Here is a 19,550-nt window from a genome sequence, read left to right on the forward strand (position 1 = left end):
CAGTGGCAGTTCAGACCCTCGAGGATCTGCTCGACGCAGGTGTGGAGGGTCGGGGCGTACTCGTGCGCTCCGACCTCAACGTCCCGCTCGACGGCGACACGATCACCGACGCCGGCCGCATCCTCGCGTCCGCGCCCACCATCCGCGCGCTCGCGGAGGCCGGGGCCAAGGTCGTCGTGACCGCGCACCTCGGCCGCCCCAAGGGCGAGCCGGATCCGAAGTACTCGCTCGCGCCCGTCGCAGCGAAGCTCGGTGAGGTGCTCGGCCGCAACGTCCAGCTCGCCTCCGACGTCGTCGGCCAGGATGCGCTGGCGCGTTCCGAAGGGCTGACCGACGGCGACATCCTCCTGCTCGAGAACGTCCGCTTCGACGCTCGCGAGACCAGCAAGGACGATGCCGAGCGGCTCGCCTTCGCCCGTGAGCTCGTCGAGCTCGTCGGCGACGACGGCGCATTCGTCTCCGACGGCTTCGGTGTCGTGCACCGCAAGCAGGCGTCGGTCTACGACGTCGCGACGCTGCTCCCGCACTACGCGGGTGGTCTCGTCGCAGCCGAGGTCGACGTGCTCGCCAAGCTCACCACCGACACCGAGCGTCCGTACGCCGTGGTGCTCGGCGGCTCGAAGGTCTCCGACAAGCTCGGGGTCATCGAGGCGCTCGCACCCAAGGTCGATACGCTCGTCATCGGTGGCGGTATGTGCTTCACCTTCCTTGCGGCACAGGGCTACTCGGTCGGCACCTCGCTGCTCGAGGAGTCGATGATCGACACCTGCAAGCAGCTGCTCGAACGCTTCGGCGACGTCATCCACATCCCGCAGGACGTGGTGGTGGCCGACAAGTTCGCGGCCGACGCACAGTTGCAGACCGTCGCGGCCGACTCCATCCCCGACGGATGGATGGGCCTCGACATCGGACCGGAATCCGTGCAGCGCTTCGCCTCGCTCCTCGGCTCGGCGAAGACGGTGTTCTGGAACGGCCCGATGGGCGTGTTCGAGTTCGAGAACTTCGCGGCCGGAACGAAGGGTGTCGCGGAAGCGATCATCGAGGCCACCGGCAAGGGAGCGTTCAGCGTCGTCGGCGGCGGCGACTCCGCTGCGGCCGTGCGGTCGCTCGGCCTCGGTGAGGACCGTTTCTCGCACATCTCCACCGGTGGTGGCGCCTCCCTCGAGTACCTCGAGGGCAAGGAACTGCCCGGCATCGCAGTTCTGGAGGGCTGACGGTCATGGCACGGACACCGCTCATCGCGGGCAACTGGAAGATGAACCTCAACCACCTCGAGGCCATCGCCCTGGTGCAGAAGATCGCGTTCACCCTTCCCGAGAAGTACCTCGAGAAGGTCGACGTGACGGTCATCCCGCCGTTCACCGACATCCGCTCGGTGCAGACCCTCGTCGAGGGCGACAAGCTCGGCATCACCTACGGAGCCCAGGACCTGTCGGTCCACGACTCCGGCGCCTACACCGGCGAGATCTCCGGCGCGATGCTCGCGAAGCTCGGCTGCACCTACGTGGTCGTCGGGCACTCGGAGCGTCGCACCCTGCACGGTGAGACCGACGAGATCGTCCGCGACAAGACCAAGGCCGCGCTGCGGCACGGTCTCACGCCGATCGTGTGCATCGGTGAAGGACTCGACGTCCGCGAAGCAGGCAACCACGTCGAGTACAACGTCGAGCAGTTGAAGAACTCGCTCGCCGGCCTGTCCGCCGAGGAGATCGCGAAGATCGTCGTCGCGTACGAGCCGGTCTGGGCCATCGGCACGGGCAAGGTCGCCTCGGCGGCCGACGCGCAGGAGGTGTGCGCCGCGGTGCGCAACACCCTCGCCGAGCTGGCCTCGCCCGAGGTCGCGGCCTCGGTCCGCGTCCTGTACGGCGGGTCGGTCAACGCCAAGAACGTCGGTGAGCTCATCGCTCAGACCGACGTCGACGGCGGCCTCGTGGGAGGCGCCTCCCTCAAGGCCGACGAATTCGCCCAGCTGTCGGCGATCGCCGCAGGCGGTCCGCTCCTCTAGAGCGACCGGCATCACGGTGGGGTGCAGGATCTCGACGAGATCCTGCACCCCACCCGCGTTTCGCCTCACCGCGGTGTTGCTACCCCGACCCGCGCAGCCACGACGACCGTCCCCGGCACACCCGCAGCATCCCCGTATGACGAGCGGGTAAGCTGACGCCGACGTCGCCCACCATCCGAAGGACATCGAACACCGACATGGAACTGTTCCTGGACATCCTCCTGATCGTCACGAGCCTGTTGCTCATCCTGCTGGTGCTGCTGCACCGCGGTAAGGGCGGTGGTCTGTCCAGCCTGTTCGGTGGCGGAGTCCAGTCCAATCTCTCGGGCTCGACCGTGGCGGAGAAGAACCTCGACCGTCTCACCGTCTTCACCGGCATCATCTGGGTGATCTCGATCCTCGGCATCGGACTGCAGATCAAGTTCAGCTGATCCCCGCGGGTGCACAGCCGCTGCCGCGGTCGCGCCCCGGCCGCCAGGCACAGATACTGGCTGTATGACGGACACTGTGCCTGCCTCTGCGACCGAACCACTCCGCGAGGACATCCGCCTGCTCGGCGGCATCCTCGGCAACGTCATCCGTGAGCAGGCGGGACCCGAGACCTTCGACCTGGTCGAATCCGCCCGGGTGGAGAGTTTCCGGATCCGGCGCTCCGAGATCGACCGCACCGAACTCGCCGAACGCTTCGCCGGCGTCGCCACCGACGACCTGATTCCCGTCGCCCGGGCGTTCAGCCATTTCGGTCTGCTCGCCAATCTCGCCGAGGACCTGCACCGCGAACGACGTCGGGCCCTGCACGTGCGCGCAGGCGACCCACCGCAGGACAGCAGCCTCGCCGCCACCTATGCCAAACTCGACGCCGCCGGCCCGAGTCTCGACGCCGATACCGTGACCGACGCGCTCGCATCGGCTCTCGTCGCCCCCGTCATCACCGCTCATCCCACCGAGACCCGCCGACGTACCGTCTTCGACGTCCAGACCGCCGTCACCGAGCTCATGCGGCGCCGGGAGAGGACCGACGATCCCGCCGCGCTCGAGGAGATCGACCGCGCCCTGTACCGGCACATCCTGACCCTGTGGGACACCGCGCTCATCAGGCTCGCGCGTCTGAGGATCAGCGACGAGGTCGACAACGGTCTGCGCTACTACGACCTCGCGCTGTTCGACGTCGTTCCCGCCCTCAATGCCGAAGTGCGACGCGAACTCCGGCGACGCTGGCCCGACGCGGCGGTGCTCACCGAACCGCTGGTCCGGCCCGGAACCTGGATCGGCGGCGACCGCGACGGCAACCCCAATGTCGACGGCGAGGTCGTCACCACCGCAGCGAACCGCGCCTGTGAGACCGCGCTGCGACACCACCTCACCGAACTCGCTGCGCTCGAACGCGCACTGTCGATGTCCGAACGCACCGCGACCATCAGCAGCGCTCTGAAGAAGCTCGCCGACGACTCGGGCGACGACAATCCCGCCCACAGCGACGAGCCGTACCGACGCGCAGTGCACGGCATCCGTGCTCGCCTCACCGCGACCGCGGACAGGTTGCTGCCCGGCGTCGATCTGCCCCACACGGTGCGTATCCCGTGCGAGCCCTATGCCACCCCGGCCCGCCTGCACACCGACCTGAACATCGTCGACGCCTCGCTGCGTGCCGGCGGCGCGGCCGTGATCGCCGACGATCGGCTCGCGCACCTGCGCAGCGCCGTCGAGGTCTTCGGCTTCCATCTCGCCCCGCTCGATCTGCGGCAGAACTCCGAGGTCCACGAGAACGTCGTTGCCGAACTGCTCTCCTGGGCGGGGGTGACCGACCGCTACCGCGACCTGCCGGAGGACGACAAGGTCGCGCTGCTCACCGCGGAGTTGCGGATCCGGCGCCCGCTCACTGCTCCTGACGCCCACCTGTCGGACGAGACCGCCAAGGAACTCGGCATCCTGCGTGCCGCGGCCGACGTGGTCCGTCGCATCGGACCGGCCGCCATCGAGCACTACATCATCAGCATGTGCACGTCGGTGTCCGACCTGCTCGAGGTCGAGGTCCTGCTCAAGGAGGTCGGGCTGCTCGATCTCGACCGCGGTTATCCGCGCAGCACGGTGCAGGTCATCCCGCTGTTCGAGACGATCGACGACCTGCGCGGCGGTGCCGCCACGCTGACCGCCGCGCTCGCCGTGCCCGAGTTCCGCAGCCTCGTCGACGGACACGACGGACTGCAGGAGATCATGCTCGGCTACTCCGATTCCAACAAGGACGGCGGCTATCTCACCGCCAACTGGGCGCTCTACCGCGCAGAACTCGACCTCGTCGAGGCGGCGCGCACCGCCGGGATCCGGCTGCGCCTGTTCCACGGTCGCGGCGGCACCGTCGGCCGCGGTGGTGGACCGAGCTACGACGCCATCCTCGCCCAGCCGCCCGGCGCGGTGCAGGGCTCGCTGCGCCTGACCGAACAGGGCGAGGTCATCGCCGCGAAGTACCGCGAACCGGTGCTCGCCCGCCGCAACCTGGAGGCGCTCGTCTCGGCGACCCTCGAGTCGAGCCTGCTCGACGTCGAGGGCCTCGGCAAGGACGCACCGGAGGCCTACCGGATCCTCGACGAACTCGCCGATCTCGCTCGCGCCGCGTACAGCCGGCTCGTGCACGAGACACCGGGTTTCGTCGAGTACTTCACCACCGCGACACCGGTCTCGGAGATCGGTGCCCTCAACATCGGCAGCCGTCCCGCGTCCCGCAAGCAGACGAAGGCGATCAGCGACCTGCGGGCCATCCCGTGGGTGCTCTCGTGGACCCAGAGCCGCGTGATGCTCCCCGGCTGGTACGGCACGGGAACGGCCGTGCAGGACTGGGTGGCCGGTGATCCGGACCGGTTGGCGACCCTGCAGGATCTCTACCGTCGCTGGCCGTTCTTCCGTTCGGTGCTGTCGAACATGGCGCAGGTGCTCGCCAAGTCCGATCTCGGCCTGGCCGCCCGGTACTCCGAACTCGTCGAGGACACCGAACTGCGCGAGCGGGTGTTCGGGAGCATCGTCGACGAGCACGCCCGCACGGTCGACGCCTACCGGCAGATCACGGGATACGACTCGCTCGTCGCGGACAATCCGGCGCTCGAGCGGTCGCTGCACAACCGCTTCCCGTATCTCGAACCGCTCAACCACCTGCAGGTCGAATTGCTGCGGCGGTTCCGTGCCGGGGAGGACACCGACCGGGTCCGGCGCGGTATCCAGATCACGATGAACGGTCTCGCCACGGCGTTGCGCAACAGCGGCTAGAAATTTTTTCTCGTCGGTTGTCGATACGGCAGGTGTCCGCTCGTCGTGATGGTGTAGGACGAACACCACACAGACGGGAGCAACCGCGATGAAGTACATGCTGCTGATCTACGCATCCACGACCGACGAGCCCACCTGCACCTTCGAGGACTGGCAGGACTACGAGAAGGCGATGCGCGATGCGGGTGTCCTCGTGTCCGGGCACGCCCTGCAGGATCTCGTCACCGCGACGACCGTGCAGGTCGACGCGGACGGACGACGCACGGTGACCGATGGGCCGTTCGGCGAGAGCCGCGAGGTGCTCGGCGGATACGACGTCATCGACGTCGGCAGCCTCGACGAGGCACTCGACTGGGCGGCACGCTGCCCCGGGTCGAGGGACGGCGGCACGGTCGTCGTGCGGCCGATCGCCGACTTCGGGGACTGAGCGATGGGGGAGTCGGCCGCCGCCGTCGAGTCGGTGTTCCGTGAGGAACACGGCCGGCTCCTCGCCGCGCTCGTCCATCGCTTCGGCGATCTCGATCTCGCCGAAGAGGTCGCATCGGAGGCACTCGAGGCGGCGCTCGTGCACTGGCCGGTCGACGGTGTGCCCGAGCGTCCGGGCGCGTGGCTGCTCACCACGGCCAGGCGCCGAGCGCTGGATCGGGTGCGCCGCGACCGCGTGTATGCGACGCGACTGGCCGAACTCGCCGTCGACACCGAACGTCGCGCGCCGTACGAGCCGCTCGGGGCCGGGGAACTGCCGGACGACCGCCTCGAGCTGTTCTTCACGTGCGCCCACCCCGCCCTCGCGACGGACGACCGCGTCGCGCTGATCCTGCGCTGCCTCGGCGGTCTCACCACGAACGAGGTCGCGCGGGCCTTCCTCGTCCCGTCGCCGACGATGGCGCAGCGGATCGTGCGGGCCAAGAAGAAGATCCGCGGTGCCCGCATCCCGTTCCGGGTGCCCGGACCGGACGAACTGCCCGAGCGGCTGCCCGTGGTGCTCGCGGCGCTGTACGCGATCTTCACCGAGGGCTACGCCGCGAGCAGCGGCGAACATCTGCAACGCCCCGACCTGGCCGAGGAAGCGATCCGCCTCACACGCATCCTGCACCGTCTGATGCCGGCGGAACGGGAGGTGAGCGGGTTGCTCGCGCTGATGCTGCTCGTCCACGCCCGCCGGGACGCGCGCACCGACCCGTCCGGCGCCGTGATGCTGCTCGAGGTGCAGGACCGTTCCCGGTGGGATCGCGCGATGATCGACGAGGGCAGTGCACTGGTGGTCGCCGCGCTCACCGGAGGACCACCCGGACCGTACGGGGTGCAGGCCGCGATAGCCGCGCTGCACGACGAAGCGAGCGACCTCGACAGCACCGACTGGCCGCAGATCGTCGCCCTCTACGACGTGCTGACCGCCATGAGCCCGTCACCGGTCGTCGCACTGAACCGCGCCGTTGCGGTTGCGATGCGCGACGGGCCCGCGGCCGGCCTCGAACTCCTCGACGGACTCGCCGAGGAGCCGGGTCTGCGCGACTACGGGCCGTACGTGGTGGCGCGGGCCGAGTTGCTGGCCCGGGTCGGCCGGAAAGGCGAAGCGGCCGAAGCATATCGGCGGGCGTTCGAGCTCGCCGGTACCGAACCCGAGCGACGCCACCTCAGGGCGAGGTCGGCGGAGCTGTCGCGTTCGCGCGAGTTGTGACCGACCCCGGTGCGCCGAGACCTCCGATCAGGACGGAGCGGCGCGGTTCGGCGGTTCGTATAGCCGGATACCTCGAGGTCGTAGCGCTTCGGCGTGTACCACTCCGGATCGACCCAGTGCGGATTCCGTAGCCGGGCCGCCAGACGGTCCTCCCGGAGCCTGACGCTCTCGTGGACTTTCAGTCCTTCGGGAGATCGTGTCCCGCCGAGGATCTCACGAGTTCCTCGACCGATGAGCCACCAGATGCGGCTCATCCGGGTCGGCGTGGCCGTCGCGCTCGTCTGCTCCGGTTTCGGAAGCTGCCGCAGGCTCACCGTCCGGCGCAGGAGCACGCCGTGGTCGAGGGCACCCTCGAGGACCCAGCGGAGCGAGACGTCGGCGAGTCGGCAGTCCTCGAATCCGCCTCCGACGTCGGAGTGGACGCCCGAGAACCAGACCTCCTCGATCCGGTCGTTCGCGACCTTGTCCACCCTGTACGGCCTGCGGTACTCGTCGATGGAGATCGCGTGCCGGCCGGATTCCACGTTCGGCAACTCGGCCGTCTTTTCGAAGTGGTAGTCCTTCTCGAAGATTCCGGGTGCGCTGACGCTGTCCCAGATCCCGAGGTAGTGCACGGGGACGGAGAACGTCCCGTTCGACGCGCGGCACACGGTCGTCGCGAACTGTTCGGCGCATGCGAAGTCGTCGGAGTCCCAGGACCTGCGACGGGCGTATGCGGCGATCGCGTACTGCACGAGATTCTCGGACGACGCCCGTGGAAGGCCGACGAGATGCAACATCGCCGCGAAGGCACGTGCTGTGTGGGCGCCCCGGCTGAACCCGAAGAGATAGATGCGATCACCGGGCTCCCACTGCTTCATCAGGAACGTGTAGGCCTCTGCGAGGTTCGTCTTGATACCGACGCCGAATGCGAGGCCGAGCGTGCGGGAGATCCTCTGTCCCACACGCGTCGAGGCCCCGGCGGAGGAGAAGGTACCGACGCCGGGGTCGTAGTAGGTGACCTGTTCGCCCGTCGTGTTCTCGAGCGCGCGGAACAGACGGACGACGTTGGTGTTCCCCTTCGCCCGAATTTCGTTGCCGGTGCCGTCGAAGCACAGGACGATGTTCTTCGATCCCTTCCTTCTCGCGACCTTCTGCGTGATCTCTGTCGGTTGTGTGCTCGTTCCGGGCTGCGGCATCGTAGTGCTCCCTGAATGCGACCGGTTGGTGGATTCGACGCTAGGAGGCGGCTCGGGAGGTCTCACGGGTAGTGCGCTACTCGAATCCGGTGGTGCTCGTCAGGCGGATCACTGCAGCGAACGGCGCCGGTCAGCGGTATTCGTCGACCAGGTCGAGGTAGTCGTCCCACACCGGCGGGCGAGTGCCGGCCAGTGCCGCGTCGAGACGGTCGAGGTAGTACTGCCACCCCGGCCCGATCTCTCCGGCCTCCGAGCGCGGGACGTGGCGGTGTGTGAACTCGAGGGTGGTGACCTTCCCGACCTGGCGCAGCGCCACCTCGAGCTGCCACTCGTCCACGTCGACGGCGAATCCCTCCGGGGGAGAGCACCGGAGGATGTCGACATAGGTGGTGGCCGAGTCGAGGTCGTCGGTCATCGTCAGGAGCACACGGCCCGTGGCCGGGTCGCCGGTGTACGTGCCGTACCAGCGACCCAGCTTCTCCGAATCGGTGAGTGCCGCCCAGACCTCGCCGATCGGGAGCAGGAAGTTGCGGTGGTAGATCAGCCGCACCAGCGACGCGTCGCTCGGACAATCACGTTCCGGGCTCACTTCGCCTGTGTTCGTCCTCGGCGTGCTCATCACGGCTCCTCTCGATGGCGCTCGCCTTATCGGAATTGTCCTGCATTCGGCTGCCTGCGCGGTCCGTTTCACCGCGATGGTTCCTCCGCTGCGGCGAAGGAGGTGCGCAGCCGTTGGTTGGGCAGCAGCGCGACCGCGACGAGTCCGACGACGGACAGCGCCGCCAGCAGGAGGAAGACCTGGCCGGTGCCCTGGCCGTGGGGCGGGACCGTCGCGGCGAGGAGAGGCAGACCCACCGCCGCTCCGATGAGACGGAAGAAGAAGACCGCCGCACCGGCCGCTCCGAAACGCTCCGGAGCGACGGCGTTCTGGACCAGCGTCACGAGATTCTGCAACAGGACCCCGATTCCCAGGCCGAGCAGCAGGACGGCGAGCTCGATCCACCACGGAGCGGTGTTGCCGTCGGCGAACGCGAGCATCGCGCATCCGGCGACCTGGAGCACGGACCCGGCCACGAGCAGTGCCTTCCACCTGCCGGAGCGGGTGATGAGACGACCCGAGGTGTAGGAGGACGACGCGAGTCCGAACACCAAGGGGGTCAGTAGGATCCCTGTGGCAGTGGCCGTGTGGTGGCGCACCGCCTGGAAGTACTCGCTGAGGAAGGACAGCGCTGCGTAGAACGCGAACCCGGACGACACGGACGTGATCAGGGCGCACGCGACGGTGCGCTGCCCGAGCAGATCCACCGGAACCACAGGTGCGGGAGTGCGGCGTTCGACGGCGAGCGCAGCGACGAGCAGGACACCGCCGCCGAGGAGGTATCCGACCTGTGGCCACGACGACCGGCTCCCATTTCCGGCGCTGACCCACACGAGCACCAGCGTCACCCCGGACGTGAGCAGTACCGCGCCGACCCAGTCGATCCGCGCGTCCGACGAGCTGCGCGGCCCCGGCTTCAGCCTGCGTCGCAGTGCGACCAGTGCGATGGCGGCCGGTGCCGCAGGAACGAGGAAGCAGGCCCGCCAGCCGAGGGGCGTATCGACGAGGGCGCCGCCGAGGAGCGGACCGCCGGCCATCGACACCGCCATGACCACGGCGCCGTATCCGGCATAACGACCCTGTTCCCGCGGCGGGATGAGGGCGCCGAGCACCGCGACGGTGACGGCCACGACGCCGCCGAGGCCGATCCCTTGCACCACGCGGCCGGCGAGGAGGACGGGCAGAGCCGGAGCGCAGGCCGAGACCACCGATCCCGCCGTCAGCGTCAGCAGCGCCGCCTGGACGAGGAGGCGTGTGTCGTAGCGGTCGATATCGATCCCCAGACCGGGGTGGTGGTCGCGTTGGCCAGGAGAGCGACCGTGATGATCCAGGTCAGGCCTACGGACCCGCCACCGAGTTCCGCCGTGACGGCAGGCAGTGCAGGGATCGCGACGGTGCCGGAGAGCAAGGCGGCGAACAGCGCGGCGAGCAGGGGAAGCAGCACCGCGAGAATGTCGCGATGTGTGGGTAATGGATCGCCGGACGTCGGTGATGAGAGCTGCGGAACCGCAACATGGTGCGAGGACATGACGGGTCCTTGGAAGAAGTCGGCGCTCGACGGAGTCGAGGGCAGGGCCGGAACGGAATGCAACACGAAGCGAGGGCACGCCGGGATCGGACCGCCGGAAGGCGGGATCACCGATGCGATACTCGTCGCTCCATGTTCTGCATTCGCATGACTTCTCCTCGGACGGGGGACGCTTCCGTGTCCACCGAATCGATATTCCCAGTGTGCGCCATCGGCAGGCATCGGCACGAGTAGTGCGCTACTCGAATCCGTTCACAGGATCGTCTCGATTCGGTACGGCGGGGTGAACCGTCGGTACAGGGAAGAGATCCGCGAATTCGGACGGCGGCAGTCGTGAAGGTCGTTGTCCGGCACTTCGGTCCTCACGGATGCGGGTTCACCGTTCCGGTCGAGCCGGATGTACCGGTCCGAGACCAGGGTCCGGTCCCGCCAGGTGCGTATGTAGGTGATCCACTCGTCGTCACACAGGGCGGTGACGAGAAGTTCCAGACGGTTCTCGGCGTCTGCGGGTGACTCGTTACCACGGGCGACCGCCTCGACCAACGCCTTACGGTGGGCGCATCTCTGCCGGGCCGCCAGGAGGTCGGTCGCGCTACGAATGCCCAGTGCGCGCAGGTCGGACAGCACTCTCGCGCCCTCGGGATCCGTCTCGGCGGTCGAATCCACGATATGGAGTCGCAGAATCGCCTGATCGACCCAGTCGACGAGGCGGCCGACCGGAATCCGTGTCTCGAGCAGCAGATCGACGAGATCGTGATGCGCAAGGGCTTCGACGTTGGGCACACCCTCGTCGATCAGTCGTGCCCGGTCGTAGAGGTCGAGTCCCTCGATGTCGGTGAGCGGCAATTGCTCTTCGAGCATGCGGCGTTTCTTGGTGAGGGCGAAACGCCGCAGGGTGTCGCGCAGTAGCACCATCGCGGTTTCGGGAAGCACGCCGATCACGAACGCCAATGGGAGCACGGTGGCGTCGTAGACCCGCGACTCCGGTGATTCGACGACGGCCTGGAGCAAGCAGGCAAGGATGACGACGGTGATCACTCGTACGGTGATCGCGCTGTATGCCTTGGGCCGTAAGTCGTTCCGTGAATACCGGCGCAGGCAGGTGTTGAGGGAGAAGAAGTACGCGCCCAGGAATGCGAACGCGAGCGGATCGGCGAGCGCAGTGAAGAGACTTCGTATCGGGCGTGCCGGACGACGCGGCTGGGGAGTACAGCGCCATGGTCCAGCCCAACGCGATGGTGACGGTGGAAACGAGGATGGGCCACAGTCGCTGGGTGGCGTTCACCGTGGTGGTCCGCTCGTCTGCGGCGTAGAAGACCTCGTCCATCTGGCCGCCGTACTTGGCCTGCACGTCTGCCAACGTGTGGACGTTCGGGTCCAGGCGGAAGATCTGCCATTCGAAGCGGTCGCGGAGCGTACTCAGACGTTGACGGTCGAACAGGAAGAACAACAGGCCCGGCAACATGGTTGCCACTGCGACAAATGCGACTGCGACGACGGGCGCCGCCGTGATGCTCACCAGTCCGGTAGCGAATGCCGAGATAGGCACCGCCACGCTGATCACGAGCATGCACCACAACGTGACCGTGTGGAGTTGACGGCGGGAACGAGCCTTGGTGCCGTCGAGGGGTGTATCCGTTGTGGCGTGCAGGGGGACGACGTATCCGTGGCGGATCAGGCCCTCCCAGGGCCACTGTCGCTCCGGGTCGGTCGGTACGCGGCGTTCGAGCGGTGCGAACACGAGCGTCCGACCGTCCGCGTGGGTGATGTGCAAGCGGCAAGGCGTCGCATTGCGCAGTTCCGCAGGTGCCGTGTCCGAAGCCGGCGCGGGAGCGCCGCCGTGGCTATCGTTGCCGGGACGGGTAGCGAGAGCATCGTCCAGGCTTCGGAGTGTCTTCAGGGCAGACGCGAACCGGTTGCTCTCCCTCTTCTGCAACATGATTCTCACCCCGTTGCATCGTTCGGCTGTATTCGAATCCTGCGCGCCTCGGGTGCGGACGGCACGGGTAGCGAGCTACCCGATTCCGTCGATCGCTCCGCCGGTCCGTGCGACCGAGGGGCGATCCGGACGAAATACCGCAACCGTTCCGTGACATCTCGTACGCTGCACCACGAAGCGACGAGGGGGCGACGTGGACGACCCGCAGCACGGGTACTGGAACAGGCGGCGTTTTCTCGCCGGGATGGCCACGACGATGGCGGCGTTGGTCGGCACCGCAGGCGTGTTCGCGCGGGAGGTGAACGCGAGTCCGCTGAGCGAGACGCCTCCCGTGCGCGACACGATCAACGGAGTGCTCGCGTTCGTCGTACCCGGCAACGACCCGTACTCGCACCAGCAGGGCGTGTGGACCGACCGGCCCGGCGGCGTCACCGTCGGCACGGCGGAATCCCTCGAGCGAACCCTGGACCAGGCGTCGCCGATGCCGTTGCTCGGACCCGAGGCGGGCAACCTGCCCGGTGCCGCGGCGATCGCAGTGCTGCTCAACACCTTCGGTGTCACCGCCGACCCGCGTTCGGTGAGCGGGCCGTTCGCGGCGCCCTTCGCGAATCTGAGCCATGCCGCGAAAGCGCAGGTCTTCGAATGGCTCGACACCGACCCGCGTTTCGAGGGCCTGGTGCTGAAATTCGTGGTCAACGCGATCCCCACCCTGGCCGCCTTCGCGGCCTTCTCCGAGGTCTCCGCGTACGACCGCGCCCGGCGCTAGGTCACCGGGCGCCCGGTCGGCTGGGAACTGAGCCGCTATTCCGGGCCGAGCGACGGGTGGGACGAGTTCCTGGGCTACTACGGCGGAATCGACGAGGTGGAGAAATAGATGACCGACGTCATCGTCATCGGGGCGGGTGGCGGCGGACCCGTCGTGGCCAAGGAACTCGCAGCGCGCGGTCTCGACGTGCTCGTTCTCGAGGCAGGCCCCCGCTTCGCCGACCCGGAGAACGAGTGGACCCATTTCGAGGACGACATCAACAATCCGATCACCGGGCTGTTCCGCCACGGGCCGGGGGACCGCTCGGGCACGCCGTGGCTGCGTGATCTGCCCCAGAACTCGTTCGTGTGGCAGGTGTCCGGTGTCGGTGGCACCACGCTGCACTTCTTCGGCAACTCGCCGCGGGCGGCACCCGGCGCGTTCTCCGGATACGACGGCGCCGACCGCGCCATGTACGACACGGCGCACCTGTTCCCCTTCGGATACGACGAGCTGCGTCCCTACTACGAGTGGGTGGAGGCCACGCTGCCCGTGCAGACCGCACCGATGGGCGCCAAGGAGCAGTTGTTCCTGCGGGGTGCAGCGGCCATGGGGTTGCCGCACCAGACCTCGCTCGACACCACCGGGCCAGCCCATCGCGCCCAGCAGAACGCGATCCTCCAGCCCGGTGGCACCGCCGGCCGCACCCGGGACCGCGCGCGTCTGCACCATCCAGAAGCGCGGGGCTGCACGATGTGCGGGCACTGTTATCAGGGCTGTTTCCTGCCGCTGGGGGCGCCGCGGAATCTCAAGGCCGAACGCTCCACCGACAACTCGTATGTCCCGATGATGCTCACCGCAGACGCGTAGTCACCCCAGGGGCGTGCCGTCACCCTGATCGCCGATGCGGTGGTCTCCGAGATCCTCGTCGAGGAGGTGAACGGGGAGACCGTGGCGCGCGGCGTGCGGTTCACGACAGCGGGGGAGGAGCACGAGGCGACCGCGCCGGTGGTGGTGCTGGCGGCAGGGTGCATCGAGAGCCCGAGATTGTGGCTGAACTCGACGCTGCCGAATCCGAACGGCTGGGTCGGCCGCGGCCTCACCGACCACCACATGGACGCGGTCTTCGGCGTCTTCGACGAGTACACCGGGCAGACGCGCGGACCGGGATCCAACGCGCGCGTCGATCTGCCCGGCTACGGCGGGATCGAGCAGGTCGGCCTGCCCCCGGCGTTGATCGCGTACGCGCTGAACTTCAGCGACTCCGGCATCCACGGATACGGACGTGCCGGCGGTGTCGTCGATTCGGCGGGGGCCGACAGTGTGGGTCGGCTCGTCGGACGCGACCTGCTCGACACGATGGCCGACGCCGACCGCGTCCTCGCCGCGCTCGTCATCTCGGACGACGACGTCGAACCGGACAACCGCGTGACGCTCTCACCGATCCTGTATCCGGACGAAGGGGGTCTGGCGCCGCGGGTGACCGTGCAGCATCGTCGGCGCTCGGCTCGTACCCGCCGCAATCGTGACCACGCGACCCGCACGGCCGTCGAGTTGATGAGGGCGGCGGGCGCGAAGAGGGTGCATCGCTGCGACTGGCCACCGCTGATCCTGCACTCGCAGTCGAGCATGAGGATGGGGGTGAGCGACCGGGATTCGGTGCTCGACGCCGACGCGGAGGCGCGGTGGGTGGAAAGGTTGTTCGTCGCCGACAACTCGGCGCTCGCCAACAGTCTCGGAGGCCCGAACCCGACGTTGACGACACAGGCGATCGCCACCCGCACGGCCGAGAAGATCTTCGCGAAGTACTTCGGTGGCGATCCCTGGGTGGCACGGGAGAACCCCGTGTCGTCGATCGACGACCGCGTCACCGCCGCGGTGATCGAACGGAGTATCTGACCGCTCGATCCCGGATCGGAACCATCGATTTCGTCCCGAGTGGAACCGTCGGGCGTCCCGGCGCGTCGAACGAGACAGAGGGCCGTGACGACAACGGTCCACGACGGGAGGAGCTCACCGGCATGGACCCACGAACGGTGCGATGTGTCCCGGGCCGATCACCACTGCGCGCGCTGCGCTCGACGGCAGGCCCGCGTTCGATGAATCGGATGCGGTGCGTGCGAAGCGGTGTCGACGACGGCGACACCGCCGGTACTTCGGAGGGGCGCCGTGTGGAGACGGACGACGCCGACGATCCCGACTTCGACGGCGCCGGCGCGTGACGTCCGGATCGCCGATCACGGCGTCGGGCTCCCGGTGCTCCGCTCGGTTACTACGCCGGGAGTTGCGCTGCGGCAGCCGGATCGAGGAACCACACGGTGCCTTCGGTGCCGCGGGCGCCGGCGGAGGGGAAGTCCTCCGGTGCGGCACCACCCACGGCCGCTGCGACGGCCTCCGCCTTGGCGTCACCGGTGACCAGCAACCAGACCTGCCGCGCCCGCTGCACGGCGGGCAGCGTCAGCGTCACCCGGGCCGGCGGCGGCTTCGGGGAGTCGTCGACACCCACCACGAAACGTTCGGACTCGCGCACCGCGTCGGTGTGGGGGAACAGCGAATTGATGTGTCCCTCACCGCCCATGCCGAGCAGGTGCACGTCGAAGACCGGTGCGGTGCCGTCAGGGGAGTGCGCCGCGAGGAGTTCGGCGTACCGCTGGGCCGAGTCCTGCGGCGTGCTGCACCCGTCCTCACCGAGCGCCGGCATGGTGTGGATGCGGGCCGGGTCGATCGGCACGTGGTCGAGCAGAGCCTCACGGGCCTGCACCTCGTTGCGATCCGGATCGCCGGGCGGCAGGAAACGCTCGTCGCCGAAGTAGACGTTCACCGCCGACCAGTCGATGGCGCCCTGGTCGCGCCGCACGTTCTCGAGCATCGCGATACCGGTACCGCCGCCGGTGAGCACGACGTGGGCCTGCACCCGCTCGCGCTGCGCGGCGACGACGGCATCGACGAAGGCGGACGCCGCGGCGCGGGCGACCTCGTCGGCGTCGGCGAAACGCCGGATCTCGGACGGAGTGCGGACCGTGTCAGACATAATCCACCTTCGGCAGGGCCGACAATGCGGCTTCGTAGACTTCGTCGGGATCGAGGCGACGCAGTTCCTCGGCGAGACATTCGGCCGAGTTCCGGCGTGCCAGGCTGATCAGCGAATCGGGCTTGTGGGTGCGTTCGAGGGTCGCCACGCGGCCTTCCTGCGGGCGTTCCAGGGCGATCGTCTGCGACGCCGTGCGCAGTTCCACCCTCAGCTCGCCGATAGCTCGCTCGACGGGGCAGTCGAGACGGCTCGCGAGCCAGCCCGCGATCAGATCGACGGCCGGCTCGGTCCGCAGACCCGACACGCGCGCCGAGAGCACCGGCTCGTAGGGCGGCTGATCGAGTGCCGAGACCAGCAGCGCCCGCCAGTAGGTGATGCGGGCCCAGGCCAGATCCGTGTCGCCCGGCCGGTAACCGGACAGGCGGGTCGCGAGATCGGCACGCGGGTCGTCGGAGTTGGTCACGTCGGTGATGCGGCGGACGGCGAGGCGACCCACCGGGTCCTCGGCCGGGACCGCGGGGGCCTGGTTGGGCCACCACGCGACGACGGGGGTGTCCGGCAGCAGGAACGGCACCACGACCGACTCCTGATGTTCACCGAGTTCGCCGTGCAGGGCGAGGATCAACGCCTCGGAGGCACCCGCTTCACCGGCGACCCGGATCTCCGCGTCGAGCCGCGACGGACCGTCCTGCCGGCCGCGACCGACGACGATGACGCGGCAGGGATGTTCCTTCGACGCCTCGGTGGCGGCCGTGATCGCGGCGTCGAGGCCCCGCGCGTCGCCGGCGCACACGATGAACGTGAGAACACGTCCCTGCGTGACCATTCCGCTCGACCGCCGCAACTCCACCAGCTTGCGGCTGATGGCGTTGGCGGAGGTGTTGCGCAACTGGAGCCTCACGGACGCCTCCATTCCCGGCCGGTGCGCCGCAGCATCTCGTCGGCCGAACGCGGACCCCAGGTGCCGGACTCGTAGGGCTCCGGTCGCCCGTTCGCCGCCCAGTGCTCGAGCACCGGATCGAGGATCTTCCAGGACAATTCGACTTCCTCGTCCACCGGGAACAGTGACGGGACGCCGAGGAGCACGTCGAGGATCAACCGCTCGTAGGCCTCGGGGGAGGAGACCGTGAACGCCTGGCCGTAACTGAAGTCCATGTTCACGTCCCGGACCTCCATCTCGGAGCCGGGCACCTTCGAGCCGAAGCGCATCGTGATGCCCTCGTCGGGCTGCACGCGGATCACCAGCGCGTTCTGACCGAGTTCCTCGGTCATGGTCTTGTCGAACGGCAGGTGTGGGGCCCGCTTGAAGACCACCGCGATCTCGGTGACGCGGCGGCCGAGGCGCTTGCCGGTGCGCAGATAGAAGGGGACACCCGCCCAGCGGCGGGTGTCGACCTCGAGGGTGATGGCCGCGTACGTCTCGGTGGTCGAATCCGCCGCGAAGCCCTTCTCCTCGAGCAGACCGACGACCTTCTCGCCGCCCTGCCAGCCGGATGCGTACTGGCCGCGCGCGGTGGTCTCGTCGAACGGCTCGGCCGGCCGGGTCGCGGAGAGCACCTTGATCTTCTCCGCGTGCAGCTCCGACGCCGCGAAGCTCACCGGCTCCTCCATCGCGGTGAAGGCGAGCAGCTGCAGGAGGTGGTTCTGGATGACGTCGCGCGCCGCGCCGATGCCGTCGTAGTAGCCGGCGCGACCACCGAGACCGATGTCCTCGGCCATCGTGATCTGCACGTGGTCGACGTAGTGCGCGTTCCACACCGGCTCGAACATTTGGTTCGCGAACCGCAACGCGAGGATGTTCTGGACCGTCTCCTTGCCGAGATAGTGGTCGATGCGGAAGACGGATTCCTCGGAGAACACCTCACCGACAACCGAATTGAGCTCGCGCGCACTCTCGAGGTTGTGCCCGAACGGCTTCTCGATCACGACGCGGCTCCACGAGCCGTTGCGTTGCGCGGCCAGACCCGAACGCGACAGCTGCCCGCACACCACGGGGAAGGCGTCCGGGGGAACCGACAGGTAGAACGCGTGGTTGCCACCCGTACCGCGCTCGCGGTCGAGCTTCTCGAGGGTCGTCGCGAGCTCCGCGAACGCCGCATCGTCGTCGAAGGTGCCCTGCACGAAGCGGATCCCCTCCGCGAGGCGCTGCCAGACCTCCTCGCGGAAGGGGGTACGCGAATGCTCACGTACCGCGTCGTGGACCACCTGACCGAAATCCTCGTCGGCCCAGTCCCTCCGGGCGAAACCGACGAGCGCGAATCCGGGCGGCAGGAGGCCGCGGTTGGCGAGATCGTAGACGGCGGGCATCAACTTGCGCCGGGCCAGATCGCCGGTCACACCGAAGATCACCAGCGCGCACGGGCCGGCGATACGTGGCAGTCTGCGATCTCTGTTGTCCCGGAGCGGATTCACCCACTCCGCCGCACCGGATTCGGGCACGTTCAGCCCTCCGCGCCCGGCGCGTGAGCCGCGAGCTGTTCCGCCGTCGCCGCGAGCAGGTCCTTCCACGACACGACGAACTTCTCCACACCCTCGTCCTCGAGCTTGCGGAAGACGTCGGGAAGATCCACACCGACCGATGCCAGCGCGTCGAAGACCTGCTGGGAGGAGGCGATGTTGCGGGTGACGGTGTCGCCCGTGACCTCACCGTGGTCGGCGACGGCCTCGAGGGTCTTCTCCGGCATCGTGTTCACGGTGTTCGGCGCGACCAGTTCGGTGACGTAGAGGGTGTCGGGGTAATCGGGGTTCTTCACACCCGTCGACGCCCACAGCGCACGCTGGGGAACGGCACCCGCCTCGGTGAGCTGCTCGAACCGCGTCCCGCCCTCGAACGCGCGCTGGTAGGCGCCGTACGCGAGTCGCGCGTTGGCGAGACCGGCCTTGCCGCGCAGCGCCAACGCCTGATCGGTGCCGATCTCCTCGAGGCGCGGGTCGATCTCGGTGTCGACACGCGAGACGAAGAACGACGCGACCGAGCGGATCTTCGACAGGTCGTGACCGGAGGCCTTCGCTGCGGTCAGGCCGTCGAGGTAGGCCTCGATGACCCGCTCGTAGCGCTCGACCGAGAAGATCAGCGTGACGTTGACGCTGACACCCTCACCGATCACCCGGGCGATGGCCGGCAGACCCGCCACCGTCGCCGGGATCTTGATGAACAGGTTCGGGCGGTCGACGATTCGCCACAGCTCGAGGGCCTGCTGGACGGTGTCGTCCGTCTTGTGCGCCAGACGCGGGTCGACCTCGATCGACACCCGTCCGTCGAGGCCGTCCGTCGCCTCGAACACCGGCGCGAGGACGTCGCAGGCCGCGCGCACGTCGTCGGTGGTGACGGTGCGGATCGCTTCGGTGGCGTCGGCGCCGGCGGCAGCGAGATCGCGGATCTGCGCGTCGTAGGCGTGGCCCTTCGACAGGGCGGCCTGGAAGATCGACGGGTTGGTCGTCACACCCACGACACTGCGGGTCGCGACGAGCTCGGCGAGCTCGCCGGAATCGATGAGGTCGCGGGACAGGTCGTCCAGCCACACCGAGACACCCTGGGCGGACAGTTCGGCCAGCGCCGCGTTCTGCGTGGAGGTCTGCTGGGTCAT

The 19,550-nt window shown here is 68.4% G+C and carries 17 protein-coding genes and 1 pseudogene; 9 read left to right on the plus strand and 9 right to left on the minus strand.

The window, feature by feature from the left end; genetic code table 11:
* The first annotated feature begins 2 nt into the window (after window positions 1-2).
* From AC0LPE_RS10810 to AC0LPE_RS10835, 6 genes are all read left to right on the plus strand, one after another.
* Window positions 3-1,214: a phosphoglycerate kinase gene (locus tag AC0LPE_RS10810; protein WP_088898509.1), complete on the plus strand. Its 1,212-nt coding sequence runs from the start codon at window positions 3-5 to the stop codon at window positions 1,212-1,214.
* Window positions 1,215-1,219: 5 nt separating this feature from the next.
* On the plus strand, window positions 1,220-2,005 hold the full coding sequence (gene tpiA / locus AC0LPE_RS10815) for a triose-phosphate isomerase (protein WP_016691702.1): 786 nt from the start codon (window positions 1,220-1,222) through the stop codon (window positions 2,003-2,005).
* A gap of 197 nt (window positions 2,006-2,202) precedes the next feature.
* Entirely contained in the window at window positions 2,203-2,436 is a 234-nt protein-coding gene (secG, locus tag AC0LPE_RS10820) for a preprotein translocase subunit SecG (RefSeq protein WP_006551479.1), read from the plus strand.
* Between the two features lie 64 nt (window positions 2,437-2,500).
* Window positions 2,501-5,263 (plus strand): phosphoenolpyruvate carboxylase, encoded by a 2,763-nt coding sequence (ppc, locus tag AC0LPE_RS10825; RefSeq protein WP_490606189.1) that lies wholly within the window; start codon window positions 2,501-2,503, stop codon window positions 5,261-5,263.
* Window positions 5,264-5,351: 88 nt separating this feature from the next.
* A complete protein-coding gene (locus AC0LPE_RS10830) occupies window positions 5,352-5,690 on the plus strand; it encodes a YciI family protein (RefSeq protein ID WP_088898512.1) in 339 nt (112 codons plus the stop codon).
* A gap of 3 nt (window positions 5,691-5,693) precedes the next feature.
* Entirely contained in the window at window positions 5,694-6,944 is a 1,251-nt protein-coding gene (locus AC0LPE_RS10835; protein ID WP_088898513.1) for an RNA polymerase sigma factor, read from the plus strand.
* Between the two features lie 362 nt (window positions 6,945-7,306).
* Here AC0LPE_RS10835 and AC0LPE_RS10840 read toward each other — a convergent pair.
* The 5 genes and pseudogenes from AC0LPE_RS10840 to AC0LPE_RS10860 form a co-directional block, all read right to left on the minus strand.
* Window positions 7,307-8,122: pseudogene (locus AC0LPE_RS10840) on the minus strand (T6SS phospholipase effector Tle1-like catalytic domain-containing protein); the annotation flags it as partial.
* Between the two features lie 130 nt (window positions 8,123-8,252).
* Window positions 8,253-8,741 (minus strand): SRPBCC domain-containing protein, encoded by a 489-nt coding sequence (locus AC0LPE_RS10845; protein ID WP_490606190.1) that lies wholly within the window; start codon window positions 8,739-8,741, stop codon window positions 8,253-8,255.
* Between the two features lie 68 nt (window positions 8,742-8,809).
* Entirely contained in the window at window positions 8,810-10,051 is a 1,242-nt protein-coding gene (locus tag AC0LPE_RS10850) for an MFS transporter (protein ID WP_490606339.1), read from the minus strand.
* Window positions 9,946-10,164 (minus strand): hypothetical protein, encoded by a 219-nt coding sequence (locus tag AC0LPE_RS10855; protein WP_490606408.1) that lies wholly within the window; start codon window positions 10,162-10,164, stop codon window positions 9,946-9,948. The genes AC0LPE_RS10850 and AC0LPE_RS10855 overlap by 106 nt, the downstream gene beginning before the upstream one ends.
* A gap of 336 nt (window positions 10,165-10,500) precedes the next feature.
* A complete protein-coding gene (locus AC0LPE_RS10860) occupies window positions 10,501-11,259 on the minus strand; it encodes a hypothetical protein (RefSeq protein ID WP_490606191.1) in 759 nt (252 codons plus the stop codon).
* A gap of 1,121 nt (window positions 11,260-12,380) precedes the next feature.
* Here AC0LPE_RS10860 and AC0LPE_RS10865 point away from each other — a divergent pair.
* From AC0LPE_RS10865 to AC0LPE_RS10875, 3 genes are all read left to right on the plus strand, one after another.
* The gene (locus tag AC0LPE_RS10865; RefSeq protein ID WP_490606192.1) at window positions 12,381-12,953 is read left to right on the plus strand and encodes a hypothetical protein; all 573 of its coding nucleotides are present in this window, start codon (window positions 12,381-12,383) and stop codon (window positions 12,951-12,953) included.
* 108 nt (window positions 12,954-13,061) lie between these two features.
* On the plus strand, window positions 13,062-13,802 hold the full coding sequence (locus AC0LPE_RS10870; protein WP_490606193.1) for a lycopene cyclase family protein: 741 nt from the start codon (window positions 13,062-13,064) through the stop codon (window positions 13,800-13,802).
* A 27-nt stretch (window positions 13,803-13,829) separates the two neighbouring features.
* Window positions 13,830-14,831: a GMC oxidoreductase gene (locus AC0LPE_RS10875; RefSeq protein ID WP_490606340.1), complete on the plus strand. Its 1,002-nt coding sequence runs from the start codon at window positions 13,830-13,832 to the stop codon at window positions 14,829-14,831.
* Window positions 14,832-15,204: 373 nt separating this feature from the next.
* On the opposite strand, the gene pgl is transcribed toward AC0LPE_RS10875, so the two are convergent.
* Genes pgl through tal form a run of 4 tightly spaced genes read right to left on the minus strand, consistent with a single transcriptional unit; the run spans window position 15,205 to window position 19,550 of the window.
* Entirely contained in the window at window positions 15,205-15,963 is a 759-nt protein-coding gene (gene pgl / locus AC0LPE_RS10880) for a 6-phosphogluconolactonase (RefSeq protein ID WP_160875034.1), read from the minus strand.
* Window positions 15,956-16,864 carry a glucose-6-phosphate dehydrogenase assembly protein OpcA gene (opcA, locus tag AC0LPE_RS10885; RefSeq protein ID WP_324256232.1) on the minus strand — a complete coding sequence of 303 codons (909 nt, stop codon included), beginning with the start codon at window positions 16,862-16,864 and terminating at the stop codon, window positions 15,956-15,958. Before opcA ends, pgl begins: the two co-directional genes overlap by 8 nt.
* The gene (gene zwf / locus AC0LPE_RS10890; protein ID WP_172414976.1) at window positions 16,861-18,402 is read right to left on the minus strand and encodes a glucose-6-phosphate dehydrogenase; all 1,542 of its coding nucleotides are present in this window, start codon (window positions 18,400-18,402) and stop codon (window positions 16,861-16,863) included. Before zwf ends, opcA begins: the two co-directional genes overlap by 4 nt.
* Before the next feature lie 2 nt (window positions 18,403-18,404).
* On the minus strand, window positions 18,405-19,550 hold the full coding sequence (gene tal / locus AC0LPE_RS10895) for a transaldolase (RefSeq protein ID WP_490606194.1): 1,146 nt from the start codon (window positions 19,548-19,550) through the stop codon (window positions 18,405-18,407).

The sequence above is a fragment of the Rhodococcus sp. S3 genome (genome assembly GCF_058211795.1).

Excerpts from the sequence above, each read along its gene's own strand:
- pgl (WP_160875034.1), bottom strand. The coding sequence starts at position 15,963 with ATGTCTGACACGGTCCGCACTCCGTCCGAGATCCGGCGTTTCGCCGAC.
- tal (WP_490606194.1), bottom strand. The coding sequence starts at position 19,550 with ATGACCCAGCAGACCTCCACGCAGAACGCGGCGCTGGCCGAACTGTCC.
- AC0LPE_RS10830 (WP_088898512.1), top strand. The coding sequence starts at position 5,352 with ATGAAGTACATGCTGCTGATCTACGCATCCACGACCGACGAGCCCACC.
- AC0LPE_RS10870 (WP_490606193.1), top strand. The coding sequence starts at position 13,062 with ATGACCGACGTCATCGTCATCGGGGCGGGTGGCGGCGGACCCGTCGTG.
- AC0LPE_RS10835 (WP_088898513.1), top strand. The coding sequence starts at position 5,694 with ATGGGGGAGTCGGCCGCCGCCGTCGAGTCGGTGTTCCGTGAGGAACAC.
- ppc (WP_490606189.1), top strand. The coding sequence starts at position 2,501 with ATGACGGACACTGTGCCTGCCTCTGCGACCGAACCACTCCGCGAGGAC.
- AC0LPE_RS10845 (WP_490606190.1), bottom strand. The coding sequence starts at position 8,741 with ATGAGCACGCCGAGGACGAACACAGGCGAAGTGAGCCCGGAACGTGAT.
- tpiA (WP_016691702.1), top strand. The coding sequence starts at position 1,220 with ATGGCACGGACACCGCTCATCGCGGGCAACTGGAAGATGAACCTCAAC.
- secG (WP_006551479.1), top strand. The coding sequence starts at position 2,203 with ATGGAACTGTTCCTGGACATCCTCCTGATCGTCACGAGCCTGTTGCTC.